Below are 21,585 nucleotides of genomic sequence, written 5' to 3'. Positions count from 1 at the left end.
TAACAAGAAACTCACTCTTACCAGGAGACAATCTATGTCACTCGCAGCTCAGGAACTTGATATCGAAGCCGCCTACCACGCGGTCTCGGACACCTATCTTGGTTCGGACGTCGATATCCATGGCCTATGCCGGGACAAGCGCCACAACGAACCGGTGATGCAGGGCGACTTTGTCGACACCTACCTCAAGGTGCCGACCAATGCCGGCGCCAAGGCGGCCAAGTGTGCGGTAACGCTATTCAAATACAAGGACGTGATGACGGTACTGCGCGATGCCGACACCTTCACCAGCGGTTTCATCGCCGAAGGACTGGGTGCCTTTTTCGACGGCTTGATCATCCTGGCGATGGATGGCGAGCAGCACCGCCGTACTCGCGCACTGCTGCAGCCGGTGTTCATGCCGCAAACCGTAAATGAATGGCGACCCGAGATTGATCGGGTCATCCGGGAAGAGTTCTTGCTGCCCATGGTGGCAGACAAGAAAGCCAATCTGATGGATTTCGGCCTCTACTTTCCGATTCGCGCCATGTATGCACTGATGGGTTTTCCGGCCGACGATCCGGAAAAATTCAAGAAGTACGCCAGCTGGGCGCTGGCGTTGGTGGCGGCTAACCAGATCGATCCGGAAAAGGCCAAAATCTATGGTCCTCTGGCCGGCCAGGCGGTGAAAAGCCTTTACGATGCGATCAAAGAGATCGTCGTCCGCAAGCGTGCCGAGGATACTCAAGGTAATGATCTGATCAGCCGCCTGATCAATGCGGAATATGAGGGTCGGGCACTGGACGACCATGAGGTGACCACCTTCGTTCGCTCGTTGTTGCCCGCCGCGGGAGAAACCACTACCCGAACGTTCAGTTCGGTGATGACGCTGCTGCTGGAGCGTCCCGAGCTGCTGGAAAGAGTCCGCAATGATCGCAGCCTGATCGGCAAGCTGATCGATGAAACCGTGCGTTACGAGCCGGTCGCAACCTTCAAGGTTCGTCAGGCCTCCAAAGACGTCGAGATTGGCGGCGTTATGGTGCCCAAAGGCTCAATGGTCCAGTGCATGGTCATTTCCGCCAACCGGGATGACGAGGCCTTCGACAATCCGGACGCCTTCGACCTGGATCGTAAGGCGCGTCCCGCGCTGGGATTCGGATTTGGCCCGCACATGTGCATTGGCCAGTTCGTTGCCAAGGTAGAGTTGAACAGCGCTATCAACGGCATTCTCGATCTGTTCCCCAACATTCGGCTGGATCCGGACATGCCTGCGCCGAAGATTGCCGGGGCGCAGCTGCGTGGCGCGAAGACCGTTCATGCGATCTGGGATTGAAGCGCGGCACAAGCCAAGTCACGATGGACTAGTCTGCAAGGTGAAAATAAATGAGCGATATCGATAGCAAAGAGATCGAGAAATTTTTGCATGGCCAACTGGAATGCTGGAACGCCGGTGACCGGGACGGCTTTTTTGAACACTACCGGAACGTTTCCCCCAATGGGCTGGATATCGAATATCTGGGCCGACCCGTGATGGAAGGTTTCGCGGTGCTGGAAGGCATGTGGGATCAGCAGAACAGCAAGTTCAGCGTGGAGGTCGAGCTGTCGATCATTGCTGCCAATGAAGCCGCTTGTCACCACAAGAATGTCATGCGCGACGGTAGCGGTGTTATCGAGACCATTGAGCAGTATAAGTTCGAGCAGGGCAAGACGCTGGTACGTTACTTCATCAAGCAATGATGGGGAGACCAGCCTGAGCCTCAAGAAACCGCAGGTAACGCTGCGGTTTTTTGGTATCTGGCGCATGTTGACGCACGACGCACGACGCACGACGCACGACGCACGATGCACGACGCCTGCGTGCAAGTGCGGCTCAGCTCAGCTCTGTTATTATCTGGCGTTAGCGTACCTGCTCGAGCCGATACCCTCCCGGCCGAGCAATTCCATCCAGGATATTCCTTATGATCAAACAACTCGTGGAGAGCTGGCGCATACAAGAGCGTCGACAGATCGTCTCACAGCGGGGCCTGAGCGTCTGGCCGCACGATCAGCCGGACGATCTGGAGCAAATCGAACAAATCCGAGAATGGCTCGACAGCTTGCCGGAGCCTGTGGTGCTGGACCACCCGCTGCACCCTTTGAAGATGCTGGTGGCCAGAGGTTTCAGCCCGCGCATGGCCTACTATTTTGCCCTGGGAGATTACGAAGAAGCGGACCTCGAGCTAATCGAGAAAATGATCAGACCGGGGGACAAGGTGCTGGAGTGCGGCGGGGGCGCGGGCATAACCGGTTCGCTGGCGGCTCGGTGTTCGGGTAATCCGGTCACCATCGTTGAGCCCAACGAAGTGATGCATGGAATCATCCGACGGAACGTCCAGCTTAACGGCCAGGAATGTCAGTTGATTGCGGCAGCCGTGGTGGCCGACGACTATTCAGGCGATACGCTGACGCTTCGCGTGCAGGATGAATACTGGTGGAGTTCGGTGCTGGATCATGGTTCGGGAGAGCCGGTTCAGACAGCAGTCGCAAGGATTTCAGATCTACTGGCCAGCATCTGTCCCAGCGTGCTGGTGCTGGATATCGAAGGCGCGGAAGTAGGGCTGTTGCCCGAAAAGCTGCCCGATGATTTACGGCTGATCATGGTCGAGTTGCATACACCGGATATAGGCGATGAGGCCACCGTCAGCGTGGTCAACACGATAATGGGCCAAGGTTTCCGACTCTGCCATGTCAGGTCCCAGACCTGGGTGTTCGAGCGGGCTGTCTGAGTCCGCTCGATAGTGAGATACGCCGTCGGCGCCACCGGGTCATGTCCGTCAGGAATAGATGCCGGTGGGCCATTTGCCGAGTTATAGATCCGCACCTCTCACGTTGCGTGCGGAGCCGTTACGACGATCCGATTCGCCCCAGGCCAACCAGCGATCAGGCTCGCGGGTGTCGCCCACGCGGCGCCAGCGTCCTTCCTGCTGCGCTGTGATCGGGAAGCCGCCTACGAAATCGATCATTTCGCCCTTGGGGTCAGGCAGGAATTCCCATTCCTCCTCGCCTTCGAGAACGATGCGGGCCGATTCCAGGAAGTAGCTTCCATCCTTGTGAACCGCTGTTCCTTCGATGTCCGTGGTGGTGCGTATCTCACCTTTCTCGTTCATCAGAATGGCGTAACCCAGGTTCTCGTGTCCGACCATAAAGGATCCGGCATCCCAGGTACCATCCTTGTACATAGTTACGAATGTCCACCAGATAACGTGCATGTTATTGTTTACAACGAGGTCTTTCTTGAAATGAATAGCACCGCCTTCGGCCATGTACATCTGATCCAGTGCCATCGCGCCTTTAACCGGCCGCCCTTCGCATGTCCCTTTGAGATCCCATAATTGGGAAACATAGAAAGTGCCCCACTCTACACCCGGGATATACCATTGCATGCCAGAGCCGATCAGCTTGCCTTCGAGTTCAAACAACCCATCTTCCTTCCAAGTCAAGCGTTCGCTGGATGCGGTGATTTCCCAGGCATTGCCTGGTTCGTCCGGCTGGCTGGACCAGCGTACGGTATCGCCTTCGAGTGTCTGGACGGGCCGTGGGGTTAACGCCTGGGCGGCCATCCGCTCCTGATCCATACGTATGTGCTTGCCATCTATGTGGTTGGACTGATAGATGAACTTTGTCGGGTTGGGCGTGCCGTTGGGCGCCAGGATGGAGCGCACGAAGGAGTAGATGTTGCCCTCTTCGTCGCGCACTGAGCCAAAGGGAGCGCTCTTGCTCAATTGCAGCCCGAAGAAACCTCGTTCGCCGGCCATCGCTGGTCCGGTTACCTTGTGAGGACCTACCAGTTGCTGAAAACCAAAGTCGCCTCGTTCAGGAATTTTTTTAAAATGTCGCATGGCATTACTCATTTGTTGTTGGATGGCTGAGTTTGTTTGTTGCTGGCTATAGCGCCCTGCAGGATACGGAAGAGCTGTTCACAGAAACGAATGACTTCCAGCGTTGAGCTTTCCGGCAATCGATACATGACAACGCGGGAATGTGAGCTGGCCGTGTACGGCTCTTTCGTCTGGTCCATCGAAGGCAACCTTTTGTTTTTGTTATTTAAACTAAAATTGACGAGCGCTATATGTACGCGCCTTGGACATGTATTGAACCTAGCAGAGCAAGTCGAATAAATCTACGATAGAGAATCTGGTTCTAATAAAAGAATTATGTTGGAGAGTAGTATGGGGTTATTCAGGCGGTGGCCTATGGTTGTTGGAGGCCAGGCATGGCGGGAGGTGGCGAGCGCCGTGGGCGTTTTTTGAGGCGGTGGCTGATGCGCCAAGAAGGCTGAATGAATCGTTTTACTCCAAGTAAAACAAAACCCCTCCGGAGAGGGGACTGTCAGATTTTTTGTGTTCGGGCCGTTAATGGCCTGCCATCAGGTAGGCCCTCACTTACCAGGTCGGCCTGGTGAAGCGATCTTCGTATAGGATCGCGAACTGATTCATAGCGGCTTTCCAGTCATGTGCCGCGTTACCCCAGTTGGCAGTGATATTACGTAGCGCCAACCAGATCAACTTCGTCGCGGCCTCATCCGTTGGGAAGTGGCCCCGGGTTTTAATGATCTTACGCAACTGAGCGTTGATGCTTTCAATCGCATTGGTCGTATAGATCACCTTTCGTATGGCGGGCGGGAACACAAAGAACGGAATGACCCTATCCCACGCACGCCGCCAGGCTGCTGTGACCGTCGGGTACTGCTTACCCCATGGCCCAGCTTCAAACGCGTCCAAAGCCTGCGCTGCGACCTCGGCGTTGAGCGCCTGATAGATGGGCTTGAGAGCTTTGGCCAGCTCTCTGCGCTTGTCCCAGCCTGCATAATCAAGGCTGTTGCGGATCAGATGTACAATGCAGGTCTGCAAGGTGGTATCCGGGAACACCGCACTCAGGGCTTCAGGTATGCCCTTCAGGCCGTCAGTCACGGCGATCAATATATCTTCTACGCCTCGGGTCTTCAGATCGTTGAACACCTTCATCCAGAATTTGGCGCCCTCCGTCGTTTCGATCCAGATGCCCAGAATATCCCGTGTACCGTCCGGTAACACCCCAAGCGCTAGGTAAACGGCCTTATTGCGAACCAGGCCCTCGTCCCGAATTTTGACCCTCAAGGCATCGAAAAAGATGACCGGGTACATTGGCTCCAAGGGGCGTTGCTGCCAAGCGCTAATCTCTTCCAATACGGCATCGGTAACCGAACTGATGAAGTCATGAGAAACATCGGTTCCGTACTGCTCGGCCAGGAAGGCTCGGATTTCACGAACCGTCATGCCTCGGGCATACATGGCAATGATCTTGTCGTCAAAGCCGGTAAAGCGGCGCTCATGCTTGGGAATCAGGATCGGGGCAAAGCTGCCGTCGCGGTCTCGGGGGATGTCCAGACGCAGCGGGCCATCATCGGTGAGCACTGTCTTGCCGCTCCGGCCGTTACGCTGGTTGCTCGCCCCCTCTGGGCGCTCAGCACCTTCAGGGTAGCCAAGGTGATGCCCTAGCTCGGCACCAAGGGCCCGCTCGATCAACGCCTTCTTGAACGCCATCGAGGCATCCTGAATGGCTTCAGCGCTCATCGGGCCATTGACGAACTGATCAATCAGCTCTTTGGGAATTGCTGGTAGGTCTCGCGGGGTTTCACGCCCCGGCTTCTTCTTGGTCGGCATACATGCATCCTCTGCTGCAACATGTTATGCCCAAACACAAAATTTATGACACCCCCCCGGAGAGGGGCTATGAGACGTATATACACCATACCCTGAACGTCAAAGCCGCTCCGTGGCAACTAGCGGCCCGGTCCCTATCTCAACTCAGCATCAACATTCCACCGTCAATCATCAGGGTCTGGCCGGTTATGAAACGTGACCCTTCGCCTGCGAGAAAGATCAGCACCGGTGCCAGATCACAGGAGGCATCGCCAAGCTGCCCTCCAAGCGGAATCAGACTGGCCATGAATGCATCGTGCTGCTTAAGCTGGGTCTCGCTCATGCTGGCGCGGGTGGCGTCATACATCGGAGTCCATATCGCCGGGGCGATGGCGTTAACGGTAATGCCGTGCGGGCCCCACTCACGTGCGACGGTGCGTGTCCATGCCAAGACCGCGCCCTTGCTGGCGGCATAGTGCGCCTTGCCTGGCTGACCACCGACGCCAGCGGCCGAGGCGAAATTGATGATCCGTCCGCCACCTTGTCTCATACGCTTGAACGCCGCGCGGTTGGTCAGAAAGGTGCCGCGGGTGTTTACCGCAAATACTTGTTCCCACTCATCCAGGGTGATTTCATCAGCAGTGGCGTTGGGCGCTATTCCGGCAGCATTGACCAGCACGTCCAGCCCGCCCAACTGACCGATAGCGAAGTCGAACGCTTCGTTCACCGACGCGGAATCGGAGATATCACAGATCCGGCTTTTTGCCCAACCGCCCCCCTCACTCATCACCGGGTCTTGCGAGGTGTCGACATCAAGACTGATGACATGGGCGCCCTCGGCGATGTATGCCGCGACGATAGCAGCGCCAATGCCGCGCGCGCCGCCTGTCACGATGATGCGTTTGTCTGCCAGTTGCATGGAGCCGCCCTCATGTAGTGCAGCGGCGTCTGTCGCCGCTGGATAGGAAATGTGGAGTTATTCGATCCGCGACAGCGCGCCCTCAAATAGCCGCAGCGCCGAGGCGTGGTGTTTTCTACCGTGTTCCATCGACGCCTTGCCGGCGCAGGCCCGCGCGTAGCTGACTTCGAGAAAAATACCAAGCTTGAAAGCCGCGAGCACCAGATACCAGGTGAAGGCTTCGAAGCTGCGAGAGCTACCGGCCACGTAGCGCGCCACCAGCTCGTCCGCTGCAGGAAACCCCTCCCACGGATGCACCTCAATCGTGCCGGCGCCGTGGCCGCTGGCGTCCGGCCATGTCACCACCAACCAGGCGAGATCCAGTAGCGGGTCGCCGATGGTGGCCAGCTCCCAGTCGACGATCGCACTAAGCTCCGGCCCCTTGCGACTGAACATTACATTGGACAGGTGATAGTCGCCGTGCAGGATGCCTGGGCTGCACTGTTGCGGGCAGTTATCATTCAGCCAGCGTGCCAGCCGGTCGAGCTCGGGAAGGCTGCCTGCGCCCGGCCAACCGGCGTAGCCGGCAACGCTTTCAAGCTGGTGCAGCCAGCGGGCCACTTGCCGTTGATGAAAGCCGTCGGGCCGCCCGAAGCCGCCGAGACCGATGGCTCGATAATCCAGCTCATGAAGGCAAAGCAGCGCGTCGACCATGGCCAGTCCCATGCGCCGGCGCATGTCGAGGTCGCCGGCATGGGGCATCGGCAAACCGGCTGGAGAATTGGGATTGAAGCCATCTACCGGTTCCATTAGATAGAACTTCGCCCCCAGAACGGCCTCGTCATCGCAGGCCGCGATCAATGCGGCGTGCGGCACCCGGCTGCCCGCCAGCGCGTTCAGCATGCGGGCTTCGCGTGCGATGGTCTTGCCACCTACTTCCTGTAATTCCGCCGATGGCCGACGCAGCACAAATTCATGATCGCCCCGGCGAAAGCGCAGCAACAGATTCTGCGTGCCGCCGGTGAGCCGCACGGCATTTTCCAGCGGTCCGGACGCAAGATTCCGCTCATCCATCCAGGCGCCCAAACGGTCGAGATCGACCAGCTCGCGCCACTCAGCCTGACTGCTCACCGCTGCTCTCCGCTTTGTTCCAGTGTCGCTAGCGCGTCGGCATATTTCTCACGTGCCAGCGCTGCCGCAGTCGGGCGGTGGTAGCTGGGAAACAGACTGTCGCTTGGCTGATAGTCCCGTAGTATTTGTTTGGCCACGGTGACCTTGTGTACCTCAGTCGGGCCGTCCGCCAGGCCCATCTGGAAGGAACGCAGAATGTACCCGGCGAATGGCATCTCCTCAGACACACCGATCGAGCCATGCACATGCAGCGCGCGGGCGGCAATGTCATGCAGCACCTTAGGCATGGCTGCCTTTACTGCTGCGATGTCTTTACGCACGCGCAAATAGTCCTGGTACTTGTCGATGCGCCAGGCGGTGCGCATCACCAGCAACCGGAACTGCTCCAGCTCGATCCAGGAGTCGGCGATTTTTTCCTGCACCATCTGCTTTTCGGCCAGCAGGCCGCCTTGGGTGGTGCGCGACAGGGCGCGCTCGCACAATGCATCAAGCGCTCTTTGTGCTTGCCCGATAACGCGCATGGCGTGATGCACGCGACCACCACCGAGTCGCACCTGGGCGACGACGAAGGCTTCGCCGGGCTCGCCGAGCAGGTCGCTGGACGAGACCCGCACCTTGTCGAAACGCAGGTAGGCGTGCGTGGCCTCCGGATCGTCGGCTATACCGACGTTGCGCACGATGCTCACGCCCGACGCATTCGCCGGAACGATAAACATGGTGGTGCCCTTGTGCACCGAAACGCTCTTGTCGGTCACTGCCATGACAATAAAAAACGCCGCGTATCGTGCATTGGAGCCGAACCACTTCTCACCGCTGATAAGCCAGTCGTTGCCGTCGCGCACGGCATCGGTGGTGAACACGCTGGGGTCGGCGCCGCCTTGGGGCTCGGTCATGGCGAAGCAGGAGACTATCTCGTTGTCGAGCAAAGGTTCGAGGTACTTGCGCTTCTGCTCTTCGCTACCGTAGTGCGCGAGAATTTCGCCATTGCCCGAATCCGGCGCGTGGCAGCCGAAGACAATAGGCGCGAACAGTGCTCGGCCGAGAATTTCGTTGATCAGCGCCAGGCGCACCTGGCCATAACCTGGCCCGCCCAACTCAGGGCCCAGATGACACGCCCAGAGCTTGCGGGCCCGGACCTGCGCCTGTAGTGGACGCACCAGCTGCTTGAATAGCGGATCATGAATGTTCCACGGGCTGCCCAGCACATGCTCCAGCGGCTCGACTTCCTCACGAACGAAGCGGTCGATCCAGTCCAGCTCGGTTTGAAAGTCCGGATCGGTTTCGAAATCCCAGCTCATGTCTTGCTCCTACTAATATGAGTGACGTCAAGCGAGCAGCATGCCGCCATCGACCAACAAGGTCTGGCCCAGCATGTAGCCAGCCAGCGGCGAAGCCAGGAATAGCGCAACGTTGGCCATGTCCTGTGGGGTGCCGAGGCGGCCCAGTGGAATTGCACGTAGCGCACCTTCGAGGCGTTTGGGATTTTCAGTGGTGACGCGGGTGAGCTTGGTCTCCACCAGGCCCGGAGCGATGCCATTGACCCGGATGCCATCGCGCGCCCAGGCCTCACCAAGCGTGCGGGTCAGGCCAAAGGCCCCGGTCTTGGAGGCGTTGTAGGCCGGATTGCCGCGGGTCGAATGGAAGGCTGCCGCCGAGCTGACCGTAATCATCGCGCCACGTGATTCCTTGAGCAGCTCGAAAAACTTCTGCGCGCAGACCATCAGGCTTGTGAGGTTTATATCCAATACTTTCTTGAAGCCTTCAGTGAGAAATTCCTGACGATCGTAGAGCACCGTACCTTGCGCCTGAATCAACACATCGAGCCGAGTGAACGGCACGACCGCAGCCTCGATCACGTCAGCGTCGGAGACATCGACTTGCGCGTAGTGCAGTCCTTCGAGGCGCGAATCTACCGAATCAGCGTAATCCTGTGCGCTCGGGCGGGTTCCCCAGACATGCACCTCGGCGCCGCGCTGGCGAAAGCTCTGCGCGATGCCGTTACCGATGCCACTGGAGCCGCCGACTATCAGCACCGTCTTGCCGCTAAAATCCAATTCATTCATGGCGTTTTTCCTTGTTCGTTTTTATTCGCTTCTCAACGCGCAACCGTTTGACTGCATGGGGTTCCGGCGTCGATCCAGAGGGAGCGGGCAGCGGTGCCACCCGCCAGCAAGGTTCGATGGGGTGCGTACCAGGCTTCACAGCCGAACAACGCCGGCCGCAGCCAGTCGGTCCAGCTCAATATCGCCAATACCAAGCCCGCCGAGCACCTCGCGGCTGTGCTGGCCGAGGGCCGGTGGCGGACGATCCAGCGACAACGGCAGATCACCGAAATCCCAGAACGCGCCAATCTGTTGCAGCTCGCCGTACTCCGCATGTTGATAACGGGTATGCAAGCCAGCCGCGGCGTGGTCAGGGTTGTCGAGAAAGGGGTCAAGCTGCGCTTCGAGAACGGCTTCGGCGGGCACATCATGCGCGCTCAGCGATAACAGCGCCTCGGTCTGGGTTTGCGCGGCGAAATGCACCTCGGGATCAGCGCCGGCTAACGCGTGGAAACGCTGCGCTTCTTCGGGCGCCAGTGCCGCCACGGCGACCCAGCCGTCACTACAACAATACAGCCGGTGCGTGTCGCACAGACCGGTCTGGGTGGCATCCAGGTGCGCTATTGGCGTGACGCTGCCATCCTCGCGGGCGACCGCCTCGCTCATGGTGAGTAATGTGGCGCCAAGCAGCGACGCGTTTACCATTTGCCCTTCGCCGGTCCGCGCCCGCTGGTAAAGACCCAATAGCAGAACGTATAGCGAAGAAAGCCCCGCAAAGAAATCACCAACGCCAAAACGCAGCCACATCGGCGGTTGGCCGGCGCCGCCCTGTTCTACTTCCCAGCCGCAGGAGGCCTGCATCAGCTGGTCGAAGCCGGGCCAATCCGCACGTGGCCCGGTGGGTCCATAAGCACTGACGTGGCAGTAGAGAAGTTGCGGATTGATCAGCTTGAGGCAGTCGTAATCGACCTGCAGCTTGCGCGCTGCCGGCAAGCGCATGTTGTGATGGACCACATCGGCCCAACGTACCAGCGCCTCGACCGCCGGTTGACTTAGCTCATCGCCAAGTTTGAGCGCGACGCCGAGCTTGCCGCGCTGAGTGCCACTGAAAATGCGTTCCAGCCGACGCATGGCATCGCCGGCTGGGGCTTCGACCTTGATGACCTCCGCACCTAGATCGGCCAGCATCATGCAGGCGAAGGGCCCGGCCAGATAGGCGCCAAGATCGAGCACCTTGAGGCCATGCAAGGGCGGCAACGGATCGCCCTGGCGCGCCATATCCGTAATCAGACGCTGCTTTGGCGAGGTCTCGAAGCCAATGCCGTTGTCTGCTCCAGGTTGAGGTGCGGAACGACCTATGCGTGCCGGTGGTGTGATCTTCCAGGCTGGCCCCGGCTGCAGCGTCTTGCCGAGCGTGGCGTCCTCCACTTCAACGACATAGCCATTTAGCCGCGCCTGCTCGTCGAAATAGATGTCACCGAACGGCGCGGCAATCTGTGCGGAAACATCATGCTGCCAGAAATGCTCGACCCATTCCTGCGCGGATCGCGTGGCAATAATGGCCCGGTTAGCCCCGAAATTCGGTGCCACATGGCTGGGTGGCCACTGTGCATTCAGCCGGGCAACTTCCGCCTCGCCCAATTCAGCCATGGCGTCTGCCATCCAAGGGGATTTATCCGGCGAGTAATGCACGTGAATCCAGCGACCATCCGCGCACTGATGCAGTGGGATGGGGATGTGTTTATCCAGCCCCTTGGCGAATGCGGGTGTCGGCTTTTCGGCGCGGCTCCAATGCATGGTCATCGGAACAAGCGCGGCCTGGGCCAGACTGGTATGCGCGCTGCCGCCCTGACCATCCCGATCGCGTGCGATCAACCGTGCCATTACGCCAACCACACACAGCCAACTTGCAAGCCAGTTGGCAAACGGCATGCGTACGAATACCGGCCCTTCACGGTGGCCTGGCTGTTCGTCGAGCAGGCCCAGCCGCGCCAGCACCAGAGTTTCACGTGGCATTGCCTCGGCCAATGGATGCTTCTTTGGCCAGCCGGTGATGGCTGAAACGATCAAGCCAGGAAAGCGCTCCGCCAGCTGTGCATCGCCAAGCGTCAGGGTCGCGGCCTGTTTGGAGGTGAACTCGTGAATGAATACGTCGGCGGCGGCCAGCAGCTGTTCGAGTTGTTGCTGCCCGTCCGGCACATCGATATCCAGCGTGACACTGCGCTTGCCCCGATTAAGCACCGCGAACAGCGCCTCCTGTCTCCGAGCCGGATTGCCGGGCGGCTCGACCAGAATCACCTCGGCGCCTGCTTCGCACAGGTGCAAACCCGCCGCAGCGCTCGCAATGCCTGAACCCAGGCTGACGACACGCAGGCCGTGCAACGTTGACTCACTCATAAGCACCTTTGGATATCTTATTTTGCCTGGTGCAGCTATTGCTGGGTAGGTTGTTCGATGTCCGAGCCGTGCCGAATGAGAATATCGCGTCGATGACCGAACTGATGAATCAGCAGGCTGCCACCCGACAGCAACAACATGACGCCGGTCAACGGAACGGCGCTGGGCATGGTCCAGATACTCACTGCCGCCGCCCCGCAGGTACCCAAAAGGAATTGGATGGACCCCATGATGGCCGAAGCGGAGCCGGCACGATGCCCTTCATTGGCCATGGCGAGGGCGACCGCATTGGGGGTGAGCAGGCCCATCGAGGTCATGTAGACAAAAAAGCAGATCATGAGCAAGGGTAGGGAAGCAACGCCCAGCAAGGTCGCGACAAGCCCGGTGAGCGCCGCTACCACCGGGACGCGAATAACATACTTCAACATAGTGGCGGGACCGAAGCGGGCGACCAGGCGGGCGTTGAACTGCGAGCCGGCTATCATGCCGAATGCATTGATCCCGAAAAACCAGCCGAAGTGCTCTGCAGGTACACCATACAGTTCGATGATCACATAGGGGGAACCGGCGATATAGGCGAACATGCCGCCAAAGGGCAAGGCGCCGATCAGCACATACATCATGAACTGGCCGTTGCCTAGCAGGCTACCGTAACGGCGAAAGGTACCGCTGACGCCCAGGCGCTCGGATGTGTGCCGGGAGAGCGTTTCACGCATGCTGAAATGCATGCTCAGCAGTAGAACCAGGCCAGCGCCGGCGAGTACCGCGAAAATCCCCCGCCATCCTATTACCATTAGCAGCAGGCCGCCCAGCATGGGCGCCAGAATTGGCGCCAGTCCCAGTGCCAGCATTAACATGGAGAACGCCCAGGCTGCCTGTGCGGTGGTTGTACGGTCGCGGATAACGGCCCGACAGATGACCACGCCAGCGCTGCCTCCCAGCGCCTGCAGAAACCGTGAAGCGGTGAGCGTTGTCAGGTCGTTTGCCAGCATGCAACCGAGGGAGGCGACTATGTAAAGTGCGAGCCCGACATACAATGGGGGCTTGCGCCCGTATCGGTCACTGAGAGGGCCGTATAGAAGTTGTCCCAGCGACATGCCCAGCAGAAAGATGGCCAGGGTAATCTGCACATCTGACGACTCGACGCCAAGGCTTTGCCCGATGGAAGGAAAAGCGGGTAGATACAGATCGACTGACAGCGGGGAAAGTGCCGTCAGCATGGCAAGCAAAAACAGCCAGCCAGGGAAAAATGGCGTTTTGTCCGTGTCATTCATTGATGGCAACTCCAACGCGGTGGTTCAGAGAGGTATGCAGGGCCAGCGCGCTCGAAAATACCAACGGAGCTACGTTAAAACCCCTTCAACCCTTGAGGGTATCAGGGGGCCACCACGACCAAGTGGTTAACTGCGGTGAGCGACTTCCCAGGCTTTCAAATCGAAATCAGGTTCCTTGGCTTCACGCTGGGTTAGTTCGGGAGGACGGGACAGGAGTTTCTTGCCGGCAAGATGATCACCCGGGCGGTTGCACGATTCGACAGCGACCAGGTGATCCCGGCGAAAGCACAGCACGGAGAACTGGTTTGACTCCATCGATCCCAGGGTCACGGTACTGTCGTACCCGGTGGACAGACCGACAATCTGCAGTTTCAGATTGCCCTGATCGGTCCAGAACCAGGGCGTCGCGACAAACGGGGCGGCTTTACCCAGCAGCCTTGCCGATACCGCTCTCGCTTGGTCCATGGCGTTTGGAACCGACTCGATACGGGTATGCTCGCCGTGATTGTGAACACAGGGAAAACAGGCCACGTCGCCAATAGCAGATATGTGCGAGTCATTGGTCAAGAGATCCGCGTCGACCTTGATACCGTTTTCTATTTCCAGTCCAGCTTCGGTGGCCAGCGTGATATTCGGGATGACGCCGATACCGTAAACCACCAGATCGGCAGGGATGACGTCGCCGTTAACCTTTTCGACGCCGACGGCCTTGCCGTCTTTCCCCATGATCTGATCGACCGCCTGGCTGAAGTGGAATTTGACGCCCCAGGACTCGTGCGCCTTGAGGAACAATTCGGACATCTGCGGAGAAATCGCCCTGGCCATTAGACGGTCACCGCGGTCGATTACCTGCACGCTGGCGCCTTGCGCCGCGGCTACTGCGGCGAATTCCAGTCCGATAAACCCGCAACCGATCACTACTACATTCTTGGCGTTCTTGGCCCTGGGCGCCAAGGCGTCGGCATCCGCGAGGGTTTTGATGCCGAACACGCCTTCAAGGTGTTCCCCGGGGATCGAAAGCGGCCGATTGTGGGCTCCGGTTGCCAGAACCAGGTGGTCGTATTCCAGAGCCTTCTCGCTTTCCAGCACCACCCGCTGATTCTGACGGTCAATGATCACCGCCTTGTCCTGAATCAGCTCGATCTGCTGTTGATCAAAGAACGCGGCAGGCCGGAAGACCAGATTCTCTGCCTTGATCTTGCCCAGCAGGTAGGCCTTGGAAAGGGGCGGGCGCTGATAAGGCAGGCCAGGTTCATCACCCACCAGGGAAATTCTCCCGGCGAATCCGCCTTGGCGCAAGGACGCAGCGACCTGAAATCCGGCTTGGCCGGCACCGACAATTACAACTGACGAAAGCGTCATATCTGCTCCTGGGCGCTCAGTACTGGGACTCAGGCAAACGCAGCACCATGCCGTCCATATTTTCCTGCATAGTCAACTGACAGGTCAGGCGGCTGGTTTCCTGGCGTTCGTTGGCGAACTCCAGCATATCCAGCTCAGCGTCTTCCGCTGCCGGGACGACGCCAGCCCAGGCGTCGTCAACGAACGCGTGACAGGTAGCGCAGCTGCACGCGCCGCCGCAATCGCCCTGGATGCCGGGAACCATGGCGTTCATGGCGGCCTGCATGATGGATTGCCCGACTTCTCCGACAACAATATGTTGGGTTCCGTCGCTTTCAATGAGCGTAATTTTTGGCATTGTAAACGTCTCCGTGAACAGATCTAGGCCACTGCAGCCTTGATGGGTGGGGATACTTCAAATACAGGAGGCCGGCCCAGTGTGAGGAGCATTAGTGGCCCTACGATGGAGCAGACCGCGCAATAGATAAGCATGGCCGTATAGGAGCCTGTCTGGCTCAGGAATGCTGCAAACAGCAAAGGTGCGGCGGCCGCGGTAGCGGTCAACAAGCCGATATGAAAGCCATACAAACGGCCATATTCTTTCAGTCCAAAATAGCGGGCGATCAGGAATGCGGCAATATCGAACTCGGCACCCGCACCAAAGCCAATCGCGACTGCTGCCAGCACGAGCCAGCTGAAATCAGTCGTACCGCTGAGCAGGATTACGCAGCCAAAGGCTGGCATGGCCATACTGATGGCCGATATGCCTGGGGGCCACACGCGATCCAGCAGATAGCCGACCAGCACGCGACCAAAAACCAGTGAGATACCGAAACCACTGAAGACCAGGCCCGCTTCTTCTGCGGAGAGTCCGAGGTCGCGCAAAATAGGTATGGTATTGGTAACCATCCCGATAACCACCGACATCACCAGCGCCAAGGCGACATTGCAAATCCAGAATTTTTTCGAGGTAAAACCTTCCTTGAAGGTCATACCGGTGATGCTGCGCAGGGCGGCTTGCTTGTCAGCTTCGCTTTTATGACTCCTTGGTTTTGGAACCGAAAACCACCAGATGGTCAGGGGCAACAGCAGAAGCAGGTTAAGCATGGCCAGAATAATAAACGCTGCTTGCCAGCCCCAGATGTCAATGCCCCAGGAAAGCAACGGAGGGATAGTCGCTGCGGCAAGGCCGGTTCCTGAAAGGCCAATAGCCAATGCTAAACCGCGATTCTTCTCAAACCACATGTTGAGTAATTGAGTCCAGGTGACAGCCAGGTTGCCAATGCTCAATATCGGAATGATCGTGAATGCCAGATAGAGCCCCCAGATCGATTCACCGAGCTGGGTGGCCGCCAAATAACCTAGCACCGTCAATGACGTGGAGATTGCGGTTACTTTCTTGATCCCGAAGCGCAAATTGAACCAGCCTACCAACTGCAACGAGATAACTGCGCCCACGAACAGAAAGGTAATGGCTACCTGTAGGGCACTTCTGCTCCAGCCAAAGGTTTCTTCCAAAGGAACGACCAGTGTTCCGAAGCCGTAGAGCAATGAGGAATTGATACTGATGCCTATACCTAACAAGGCCAGGATCAGTACGCGCCAACTGGTCCGAAACTCGGAAAAATCGATGGCTGCGTTATTGCCTGAAACACTCATGTGCAATGTCCTTCATTGTTTTTATATATCACCAGTGTGAACCGCGCAGTCATATCCTCTTGAGGTTACTTTCTGCAAGACCGGTTTCAGTTTCTGGTTTCAGAACTATATACTGAAGTCAGAATATTGCATGCGGGCAGGCTTGTCTACACCGAGGGGCTGTTTCAGGTGCACCAACAATAATAAAGACGAGGGATAGCTATGCCATGGCTCAGCCGTTTTTCCATGGGTGTAAAGCTCATGCTTGCTCCTGCACTGATCGTGCTCCTGCTGGTTTTCGTATCAGCCGTAGCCTATTACGGGTTGAACCGCCAGCAGACCGTGCTTCATCAGATTGAGCAGGTCCGCTTCAGTCAGTATCAGCGTGCGCTGGAAATCTCATCCGCATCACAAGCCGCAATGGTCGGATCCTACGCCGCAGTAGTGCAGCTTATTCAAGCCCAGGGCAAGGTGTCCAAGGAAGAAATGCAGTTCTACGTGGAGGACATGCAGGCGAGTGTGCGGGATATGCTGGCAGGTATCGACGCGGGACTGGCCCATACCGCCGAGCTGAGCGAGGAGGAGCGGGACACTTTCCAGACCTTCGGTGAACAGGCCAAGGCGTTCGCCCAAGGGGTAGATGATCTGGCCGAGGCCGTGCTAACCAACCCCTACATGGCACCCTCCCAGCTGGGATATGTGCGTGCCGAATATAACCGTGTGCTCGGGCTGCTGGCGCAGTTCATGGCGCTGCAACGGGATCTGTCCGGGGTGTCCTTTCATGAAGCTAACGAGACCGCTACATCGGTGACCGAAGCGTTGGTAATCGCTGTCTTTGTGGCTATCGCGCTAGGCTTGATTGTGGGTTTGCTGATGCGCCATCAGATACTCAGGTCAATAAAGGCCATTGAACAGGCTGCGGTGAAGCTGCGTGATGGCGATCTGACGCACCGGGTGCAGGTGATCGGACGAGATGAAATTGCCCAAACTGCAATCGCCTTCAACGCCCTTATAGATAGTCTTCAGATTGCGGTGCGCCAGGTTACCCAGGTTGCGGTATCGGTAGGTTCATCCGCTGATGACCTGGTGTTCGCTTCCAATCAGGTCGCGCAGGGGGCCAACGAACAAGCTAGTGCGGCGACCCAGGCGGCGACTACGGTCGAGCAGATGAGCGGCGGTATTGCTTCCATTTCCACCCACGCGGACGCGTTGCGTTCCTCGGCTGAAGACAGTTTGCGGGGCGCGCAGGCCGGTCAGTCCGCACTGACCAGACTGTTGGACGAGATATGCCGCGTGCGCGATGCCTTTTCCGCGATCACTGCATCAGTCGGTGATTTTGTTGCCAGTACCACCGCCATAACTGCCAGTATCAACCAGGTAAAGGAGCTTTCCGCACAAACCAATCTATTGGCCCTCAACGCGGCTATCGAAGCCGCGCGTGCAGGCGAAAGTGGCCGCGGATTCAGCGTTGTTGCCGATGAAGTGCGCAACCTCGCTCAGCGCTCCGCCACGGCGGCAAACTCCATTAACGACCTGACGCACGGACTGGAAAGCCAGTCCAACAGCGTTGCGAGTGTGCTTGATGAGGGAGCTGCAGCGCTAGACAGCAGCCAAAAGCTGCTTGAAGAGCTCGAAAGGGTGTTATCCGAAGCTGCCAGGCTGGTGAGTGCGTCGACCTCGGGCGTAAGTGAAATCGCGTCGGCCGTGCAGGTTCAGAATGAGGGCGGGAAGGATATTTCGCTGGGTATCGAGCGTATAGCCAGAATGGCGGAGGAGGGCGATACGGTTTCGCACCAAGTCACCGCGGCCGTGGGGTCGCTACGTGAACTGGCCGGGGAGTTGAAGATGTCGGTCAGCCATTTCCGGACGTGATGAGCCGGTATTGCCAGCATTCAGGATGGTTCATGCATCAGGTTTGTCACGCCGTGTTAGCGTTGTTCGTCGCTTTGGTCCTGCTGGCGCTGCCTTCCCATGCTTTTGCCCTGGGCTAGGCCGCGAATGCTTGCCTGGGCAAAGGAGTTGAGAGCGTGCGCTACACACTCTCGGCTCTCTTGACGCTGTCGCCTGGGTTGGCGTTATGGCAGGGTGAAAAGCACTTTGACCTGATCGGTCACCACTGAGCTGTCCACATAGCCGATGGCGTCGGCTTCCGCCGCTACCTTTGCCAGCACGGCGGTGTCATCACCAACGCTGGGGAGCGGCTGGCCTTTGCCGGTAAAGATCAAGCCAGACCAGTACGACTTGAGCTGCGACTCGTTCTTGTTGGCTACCGATGTGTAGAACTTGTCCTTGGTGGGGTTCCAGTCCTTCTGGTCGACACCTGACAGCGACTTGTCCTTGCCCAGGAAAATGTTGGCAACTTCTGCCTGGGAGGGCGTGTTGGCGGCGCTCGGGTTGACGATGACGGCCACCTCGGCCTGAACCAGCGTTGCGGTCAGACCCAACATGGCGATGGCGAACGTTCTGTGCATGAAAAAATTCACTTTACTTCTCCTTAGAATATGAAGTCAGCGCCGATGCTTACGATGTCACCGTCGAAGGTACGCTCGAGCACGCTGAAGTCCGGCACGAAGCCAGCGCTGAAGCCACGAGTCGATTCCACACGTTTGTACTCGCCCTTCAGGGTCACGCTGGGGGTGAGGCTGTAATTCAAGCCATAGGCCCAGGACGACTGACGACCTGGTTCACCCTTCTCATCCCGTTGGGAATAGGTTACATGCGGCAGGTAGTCACCAAATCGGTGTCCAGCCATAAGGTAGAAGGACTCGATGGTGCCGAGCGGGCTCTGGCGTTTGATAGCTTCGGCGTTGGTCAGCCAGCTGCCGTTGTCGTACTGGTGGCCCAAGGACTCGAACTTGCCCTTGAACTTGCCGAACATCTCGAGATTCAGATCGGACTCGGTATAGCTGTAACGCAGCGTGCCAAAGTTCATGGTTGCCAGGCTTACGCTGCCGGTAACCAGTTCCTTGTAATCCACGTCCAGCGAGCCGTCCAGGCTGTGAATGAATACCTCGCGGTCGGTCGCCTGGCCGTAACTGCCCTGGAAGTTCAGCGTGCCAAAGGAAACGGGCAAGCTGTACAGAGCATCGATGCCCTCGTAGTTGCTGATGGGCATCTGGCTATAAACTTCATCGGGCAGGCGTAGCCAGGGATAGGCGTAACCCACGTCAAGCGTCTCGGAGAACATGAACGCACCAGGACGCAGGCGGCCTGCACGCAGCGTCAACTGGTTATTCACCTGGTAAGCCAGATAGGCCCATTCGGCTTCCAGATGCCACTGATCCTGGTCAGCCTTGGCCACCGTCTGGAGGGTTGCGCTGAGCCGGTCGGCTACGCCGTAGGACAGCTGGCCGCCCAGTTTCGACAGTTGGTCGCCGCGCCAGGTGCCTGTGGTCTGGCCCTGAATGCCGTAGCCCTTGGCATCGTCGGCTCCGCCGAGGTGCGTAATGGCTGCGGTACCGAATCCATTAAAGCGATATTCCCCTGGTTCCAGTGCCATGGCGGAAGTGCTTGCCAGGCAGACGGCCAGGCCGAGTAGGTTGCGTTTGGTCATGGTTCTTCAAGCTCCGAATAGTGTTATGTGCGAAATTGTGCGGTGGCCGAGCGCAGGTTGTCCCCTGTGCCGACCAACTGCTCGCCAAGGCGGGCGGTGGCCCCGGCGCCGTGCGCGGTTGCTTGTGCATCCTGCTGCAACACTTGGGTTTCTTGCTGGATGGAACTCGACAGTCCGATCTGCTCCTGGGTGAACTGGGCAATCCCGGCGTTGAGTTCGTCAATCTGGATGACAGTGCGGGCTATGGTGTCGAGCAGCTGCGTGGCTTCGACCGAACGCTCGATGCTCTCCCGGGATTTCTCGCCGTTGTTATGCATGACGTTCAGCACGGTGTTGGCGCTGCTTTGCAGACGCTGAATGATCTGCTGAATTTCTGCCGTCGACACGGCTGTCTTCTGCGCCAGGTTACGCACTTCATCAGCGACCACCGCGAAGCCGCGACCCTGCTCACCGGCACGGGCGGCTTCTATCGCGGCGTTGAGTGCGAGGAGGTTGGTCTGTTCGGCAATGCTGCGAATGACCGTCAACACCGAACCCACCTCTTGGGTTTCCTTTTCCAGCTGCTGCATGGCCTGCACCGCGCCCATCACGCTGCTGCCCAGGTCGCTGACGCTGGTCGACAGATCGCCGATATGTTTGCGCGCCGTAACGGCCTGGCGCGAAGCGGCCCCGGCCTCTTCGGATGCCTGTTTCGAGCGCCGCGCTACCTCTTGAATGCGGTCGGTCATGGTCAGGATGTCGCGGCTTATGGAGTTGGTGTGATGCTGCTGGGACTTGGCGCTTTCCTCCGAGCTCTGGGTTAGACGGTAGAGCTCCTTGGAAACGTGCCCCAGCGGGCTGGCCGCCTCGATCACCTGACGCATGGTGCCTTGCAAGGTGTCGAGGAAGCCGTTGAAAAGATGGATCATGGCGCCAATCTCGTCGTGGGCTTCGACATTGACGCGGCGTGTCAGATCACCGTCGCCGCTGGCTATGGCCTGCAGCGACTCGATGACACCGCGGATATTTGCCATCGCGCTGCGGATCACCGTCCAGGCAGCCAGCGACACCAGCGCCAGCAAGCCCAGGCTGAGGATGATACCCAGGCGGGTGGTCTCGGCATTGTTCTGGCGAGTTTCCGCCAGCGTTCGTTCGAAGTCCTGATAGGCATTGCTGCGGAACGCGGCGGCGAGCTTCTGGGTTTGGGCGAGATCGGAGGCCATCCGGTCAAGGCTGGAACGCAGGTCATCAAAGGAGGCGCTGCCGCTGATCAATTGCTCCGACGCACTGAGAGCATTATCAGAATAGGCCAGCACGGCCTGGCGCCAGGCCTGCAGATCCTGGAGGCGCTGTGGCTGGCTCTGCAGCAAACTCGCGAGCGCCGCCTGTTGGGTAGCGATCTCCTGGAGCACTTGACGCGCTTCGCCGAGAATCGTTTGTTCACCGGCTGCGACAGCGTTGTTGAGCAAGCCGGGCAGGCGGGAAAACTGGAAGATAACCGCATCGGCCTTTTCGAGCGTGGGGTAGCTTTGGAACTCCAGCGACTCCAGTCGGTTATCGGTGGCGGACAACTGCAGTGACGTATAGGCGACATACAGAACGAGGCCGAGCATGGCAATGGCTGGCGCCATTGCCAGTTTGAAATTCAGTGACAGGTTCTTGATCATTACTGGGCCCCCGGTGAGATGCGAAC

Annotated in this window: 18 protein-coding genes; 4 read left to right on the top strand and 14 right to left on the bottom strand. The window is 58.4% G+C overall.

The window, feature by feature from the left end:
• Positions 1-34: 34 nt before the first annotated feature.
• The 3 genes from BLU11_RS15350 to BLU11_RS15340 all read left to right on the top strand — a co-directional run bounded on the left by BLU11_RS15350 (position 35) and on the right by BLU11_RS15340 (position 2,744).
• Positions 35-1,312: a cytochrome P450 gene (locus BLU11_RS15350; RefSeq protein WP_090274865.1), complete on the top strand. Its 1,278-nt coding sequence runs from the start codon at positions 35-37 to the stop codon at positions 1,310-1,312.
• A gap of 50 nt (positions 1,313-1,362) precedes the next feature.
• A complete protein-coding gene (locus tag BLU11_RS15345) occupies positions 1,363-1,716 on the top strand; it encodes a hypothetical protein (protein WP_090274863.1) in 354 nt (117 codons plus the stop codon).
• A gap of 221 nt (positions 1,717-1,937) precedes the next feature.
• The gene (locus BLU11_RS15340) at positions 1,938-2,744 is read left to right on the top strand and encodes an FkbM family methyltransferase (protein WP_090274860.1); all 807 of its coding nucleotides are present in this window, start codon (positions 1,938-1,940) and stop codon (positions 2,742-2,744) included.
• 81 nt (positions 2,745-2,825) lie between these two features.
• On the opposite strand, the gene BLU11_RS15335 is transcribed toward BLU11_RS15340, so the two are convergent.
• From BLU11_RS15335 to BLU11_RS15285, 11 genes are all read right to left on the bottom strand, one after another.
• Positions 2,826-3,857: a hypothetical protein gene (locus BLU11_RS15335; protein WP_090274858.1), complete on the bottom strand. Its 1,032-nt coding sequence runs from the start codon at positions 3,855-3,857 to the stop codon at positions 2,826-2,828.
• Between the two features lie 543 nt (positions 3,858-4,400).
• Positions 4,401-5,660 carry an IS256 family transposase gene (locus BLU11_RS15330; protein WP_090271862.1) on the bottom strand — a complete coding sequence of 420 codons (1,260 nt, stop codon included), beginning with the start codon at positions 5,658-5,660 and terminating at the stop codon, positions 4,401-4,403.
• A 139-nt stretch (positions 5,661-5,799) separates the two neighbouring features.
• Complete coding sequence (locus tag BLU11_RS15325) at positions 5,800-6,558, bottom strand: SDR family NAD(P)-dependent oxidoreductase (protein WP_090274857.1); 759 nt, start codon at positions 6,556-6,558, stop codon at positions 5,800-5,802.
• Between the two features lie 57 nt (positions 6,559-6,615).
• Entirely contained in the window at positions 6,616-7,668 is a 1,053-nt protein-coding gene (locus tag BLU11_RS15320; protein ID WP_231702216.1) for a phosphotransferase family protein, read from the bottom strand.
• Positions 7,665-8,966, bottom strand: coding sequence for an acyl-CoA dehydrogenase family protein (locus BLU11_RS15315; protein WP_090274855.1), 1,302 nt, complete (start codon positions 8,964-8,966; stop codon positions 7,665-7,667). Before BLU11_RS15315 ends, BLU11_RS15320 begins: the two co-directional genes overlap by 4 nt.
• A 27-nt stretch (positions 8,967-8,993) precedes the next feature.
• Positions 8,994-9,731 carry an SDR family NAD(P)-dependent oxidoreductase gene (locus BLU11_RS15310; RefSeq protein WP_090274853.1) on the bottom strand — a complete coding sequence of 246 codons (738 nt, stop codon included), beginning with the start codon at positions 9,729-9,731 and terminating at the stop codon, positions 8,994-8,996.
• Positions 9,732-9,866: 135 nt separating this feature from the next.
• Positions 9,867-12,107, bottom strand: a complete 2,241-nt coding sequence (locus BLU11_RS15305) for a CoA transferase (protein WP_090274851.1) — start codon at positions 12,105-12,107, stop codon at positions 9,867-9,869.
• A gap of 35 nt (positions 12,108-12,142) precedes the next feature.
• A complete protein-coding gene (locus BLU11_RS15300; RefSeq protein ID WP_090274848.1) occupies positions 12,143-13,381 on the bottom strand; it encodes a multidrug effflux MFS transporter in 1,239 nt (412 codons plus the stop codon).
• Positions 13,382-13,507: 126 nt separating this feature from the next.
• Positions 13,508-14,743, bottom strand: coding sequence for an NAD(P)/FAD-dependent oxidoreductase (locus tag BLU11_RS15295; protein WP_090274846.1), 1,236 nt, complete (start codon positions 14,741-14,743; stop codon positions 13,508-13,510).
• A gap of 16 nt (positions 14,744-14,759) precedes the next feature.
• Positions 14,760-15,080 carry a 2Fe-2S iron-sulfur cluster-binding protein gene (locus tag BLU11_RS15290; protein WP_090274843.1) on the bottom strand — a complete coding sequence of 107 codons (321 nt, stop codon included), beginning with the start codon at positions 15,078-15,080 and terminating at the stop codon, positions 14,760-14,762.
• 23 nt (positions 15,081-15,103) lie between these two features.
• Positions 15,104-16,381, bottom strand: a complete 1,278-nt coding sequence (locus tag BLU11_RS15285; RefSeq protein WP_090274841.1) for an MFS transporter — start codon at positions 16,379-16,381, stop codon at positions 15,104-15,106.
• 201 nt (positions 16,382-16,582) lie between these two features.
• Between BLU11_RS15285 and BLU11_RS15280 the strand changes: the two genes are divergently transcribed.
• A complete protein-coding gene (locus BLU11_RS15280; RefSeq protein ID WP_090274839.1) occupies positions 16,583-18,232 on the top strand; it encodes a methyl-accepting chemotaxis protein in 1,650 nt (549 codons plus the stop codon).
• A 203-nt stretch (positions 18,233-18,435) separates the two neighbouring features.
• Here the strand turns inward: BLU11_RS15280 and BLU11_RS15275 are convergent, their stop codons facing one another.
• The 3 genes from BLU11_RS15275 to BLU11_RS15265 are packed head-to-tail and all read right to left on the bottom strand — an operon-like array spanning position 18,436 to position 21,559.
• On the bottom strand, positions 18,436-18,831 hold the full coding sequence (locus tag BLU11_RS15275) for a type 2 periplasmic-binding domain-containing protein (RefSeq protein ID WP_090276568.1): 396 nt from the start codon (positions 18,829-18,831) through the stop codon (positions 18,436-18,438).
• A 23-nt stretch (positions 18,832-18,854) separates the two neighbouring features.
• Positions 18,855-19,913 (bottom strand): porin, encoded by a 1,059-nt coding sequence (locus tag BLU11_RS15270; RefSeq protein ID WP_157718702.1) that lies wholly within the window; start codon positions 19,911-19,913, stop codon positions 18,855-18,857.
• 23 nt (positions 19,914-19,936) lie between these two features.
• Positions 19,937-21,559 carry a methyl-accepting chemotaxis protein gene (locus BLU11_RS15265; RefSeq protein WP_090274837.1) on the bottom strand — a complete coding sequence of 541 codons (1,623 nt, stop codon included), beginning with the start codon at positions 21,557-21,559 and terminating at the stop codon, positions 19,937-19,939.
• Positions 21,560-21,585: the final 26 nt, after the last annotated feature.

It is taken from the genome of Halopseudomonas litoralis (assembly GCF_900105005.1).
Taxonomy (GTDB): domain Bacteria; phylum Pseudomonadota; class Gammaproteobacteria; order Pseudomonadales; family Pseudomonadaceae; genus Halopseudomonas; species Halopseudomonas litoralis.
This window is presented reverse-complemented; position numbering and strand designations above follow the sequence as displayed.

What these genes read in the sequence shown, in the direction of transcription:
- BLU11_RS15350 (WP_090274865.1), top strand. Translation starts at nt 35, where the DNA reads ATGTCACTCGCAGCTCAGGAACTTGATATCGAAGCCGCCTACCACGCG.
- BLU11_RS15345 (WP_090274863.1), top strand. Translation starts at nt 1,363, where the DNA reads ATGAGCGATATCGATAGCAAAGAGATCGAGAAATTTTTGCATGGCCAA.
- BLU11_RS15340 (WP_090274860.1), top strand. Translation starts at nt 1,938, where the DNA reads ATGATCAAACAACTCGTGGAGAGCTGGCGCATACAAGAGCGTCGACAG.
- BLU11_RS15335 (WP_090274858.1), bottom strand. Translation starts at nt 3,857, where the DNA reads ATGCGACATTTTAAAAAAATTCCTGAACGAGGCGACTTTGGTTTTCAG.
- BLU11_RS15330 (WP_090271862.1), bottom strand. Translation starts at nt 5,660, where the DNA reads ATGCCGACCAAGAAGAAGCCGGGGCGTGAAACCCCGCGAGACCTACCA.
- BLU11_RS15325 (WP_090274857.1), bottom strand. Translation starts at nt 6,558, where the DNA reads ATGCAACTGGCAGACAAACGCATCATCGTGACAGGCGGCGCGCGCGGC.
- BLU11_RS15315 (WP_090274855.1), bottom strand. Translation starts at nt 8,966, where the DNA reads ATGAGCTGGGATTTCGAAACCGATCCGGACTTTCAAACCGAGCTGGAC.
- BLU11_RS15310 (WP_090274853.1), bottom strand. Translation starts at nt 9,731, where the DNA reads ATGAATGAATTGGATTTTAGCGGCAAGACGGTGCTGATAGTCGGCGGC.
- BLU11_RS15305 (WP_090274851.1), bottom strand. Translation starts at nt 12,107, where the DNA reads ATGAGTGAGTCAACGTTGCACGGCCTGCGTGTCGTCAGCCTGGGTTCA.
- BLU11_RS15300 (WP_090274848.1), bottom strand. Translation starts at nt 13,381, where the DNA reads ATGAATGACACGGACAAAACGCCATTTTTCCCTGGCTGGCTGTTTTTG.
- BLU11_RS15295 (WP_090274846.1), bottom strand. Translation starts at nt 14,743, where the DNA reads ATGACGCTTTCGTCAGTTGTAATTGTCGGTGCCGGCCAAGCCGGATTT.
- BLU11_RS15290 (WP_090274843.1), bottom strand. Translation starts at nt 15,080, where the DNA reads ATGCCAAAAATTACGCTCATTGAAAGCGACGGAACCCAACATATTGTT.
- BLU11_RS15285 (WP_090274841.1), bottom strand. Translation starts at nt 16,381, where the DNA reads ATGAGTGTTTCAGGCAATAACGCAGCCATCGATTTTTCCGAGTTTCGG.
- BLU11_RS15280 (WP_090274839.1), top strand. Translation starts at nt 16,583, where the DNA reads ATGCCATGGCTCAGCCGTTTTTCCATGGGTGTAAAGCTCATGCTTGCT.
- BLU11_RS15275 (WP_090276568.1), bottom strand. Translation starts at nt 18,831, where the DNA reads ATGCACAGAACGTTCGCCATCGCCATGTTGGGTCTGACCGCAACGCTG.
- BLU11_RS15270 (WP_157718702.1), bottom strand. Translation starts at nt 19,913, where the DNA reads ATGACCAAACGCAACCTACTCGGCCTGGCCGTCTGCCTGGCAAGCACT.
- BLU11_RS15265 (WP_090274837.1), bottom strand. Translation starts at nt 21,559, where the DNA reads ATGATCAAGAACCTGTCACTGAATTTCAAACTGGCAATGGCGCCAGCC.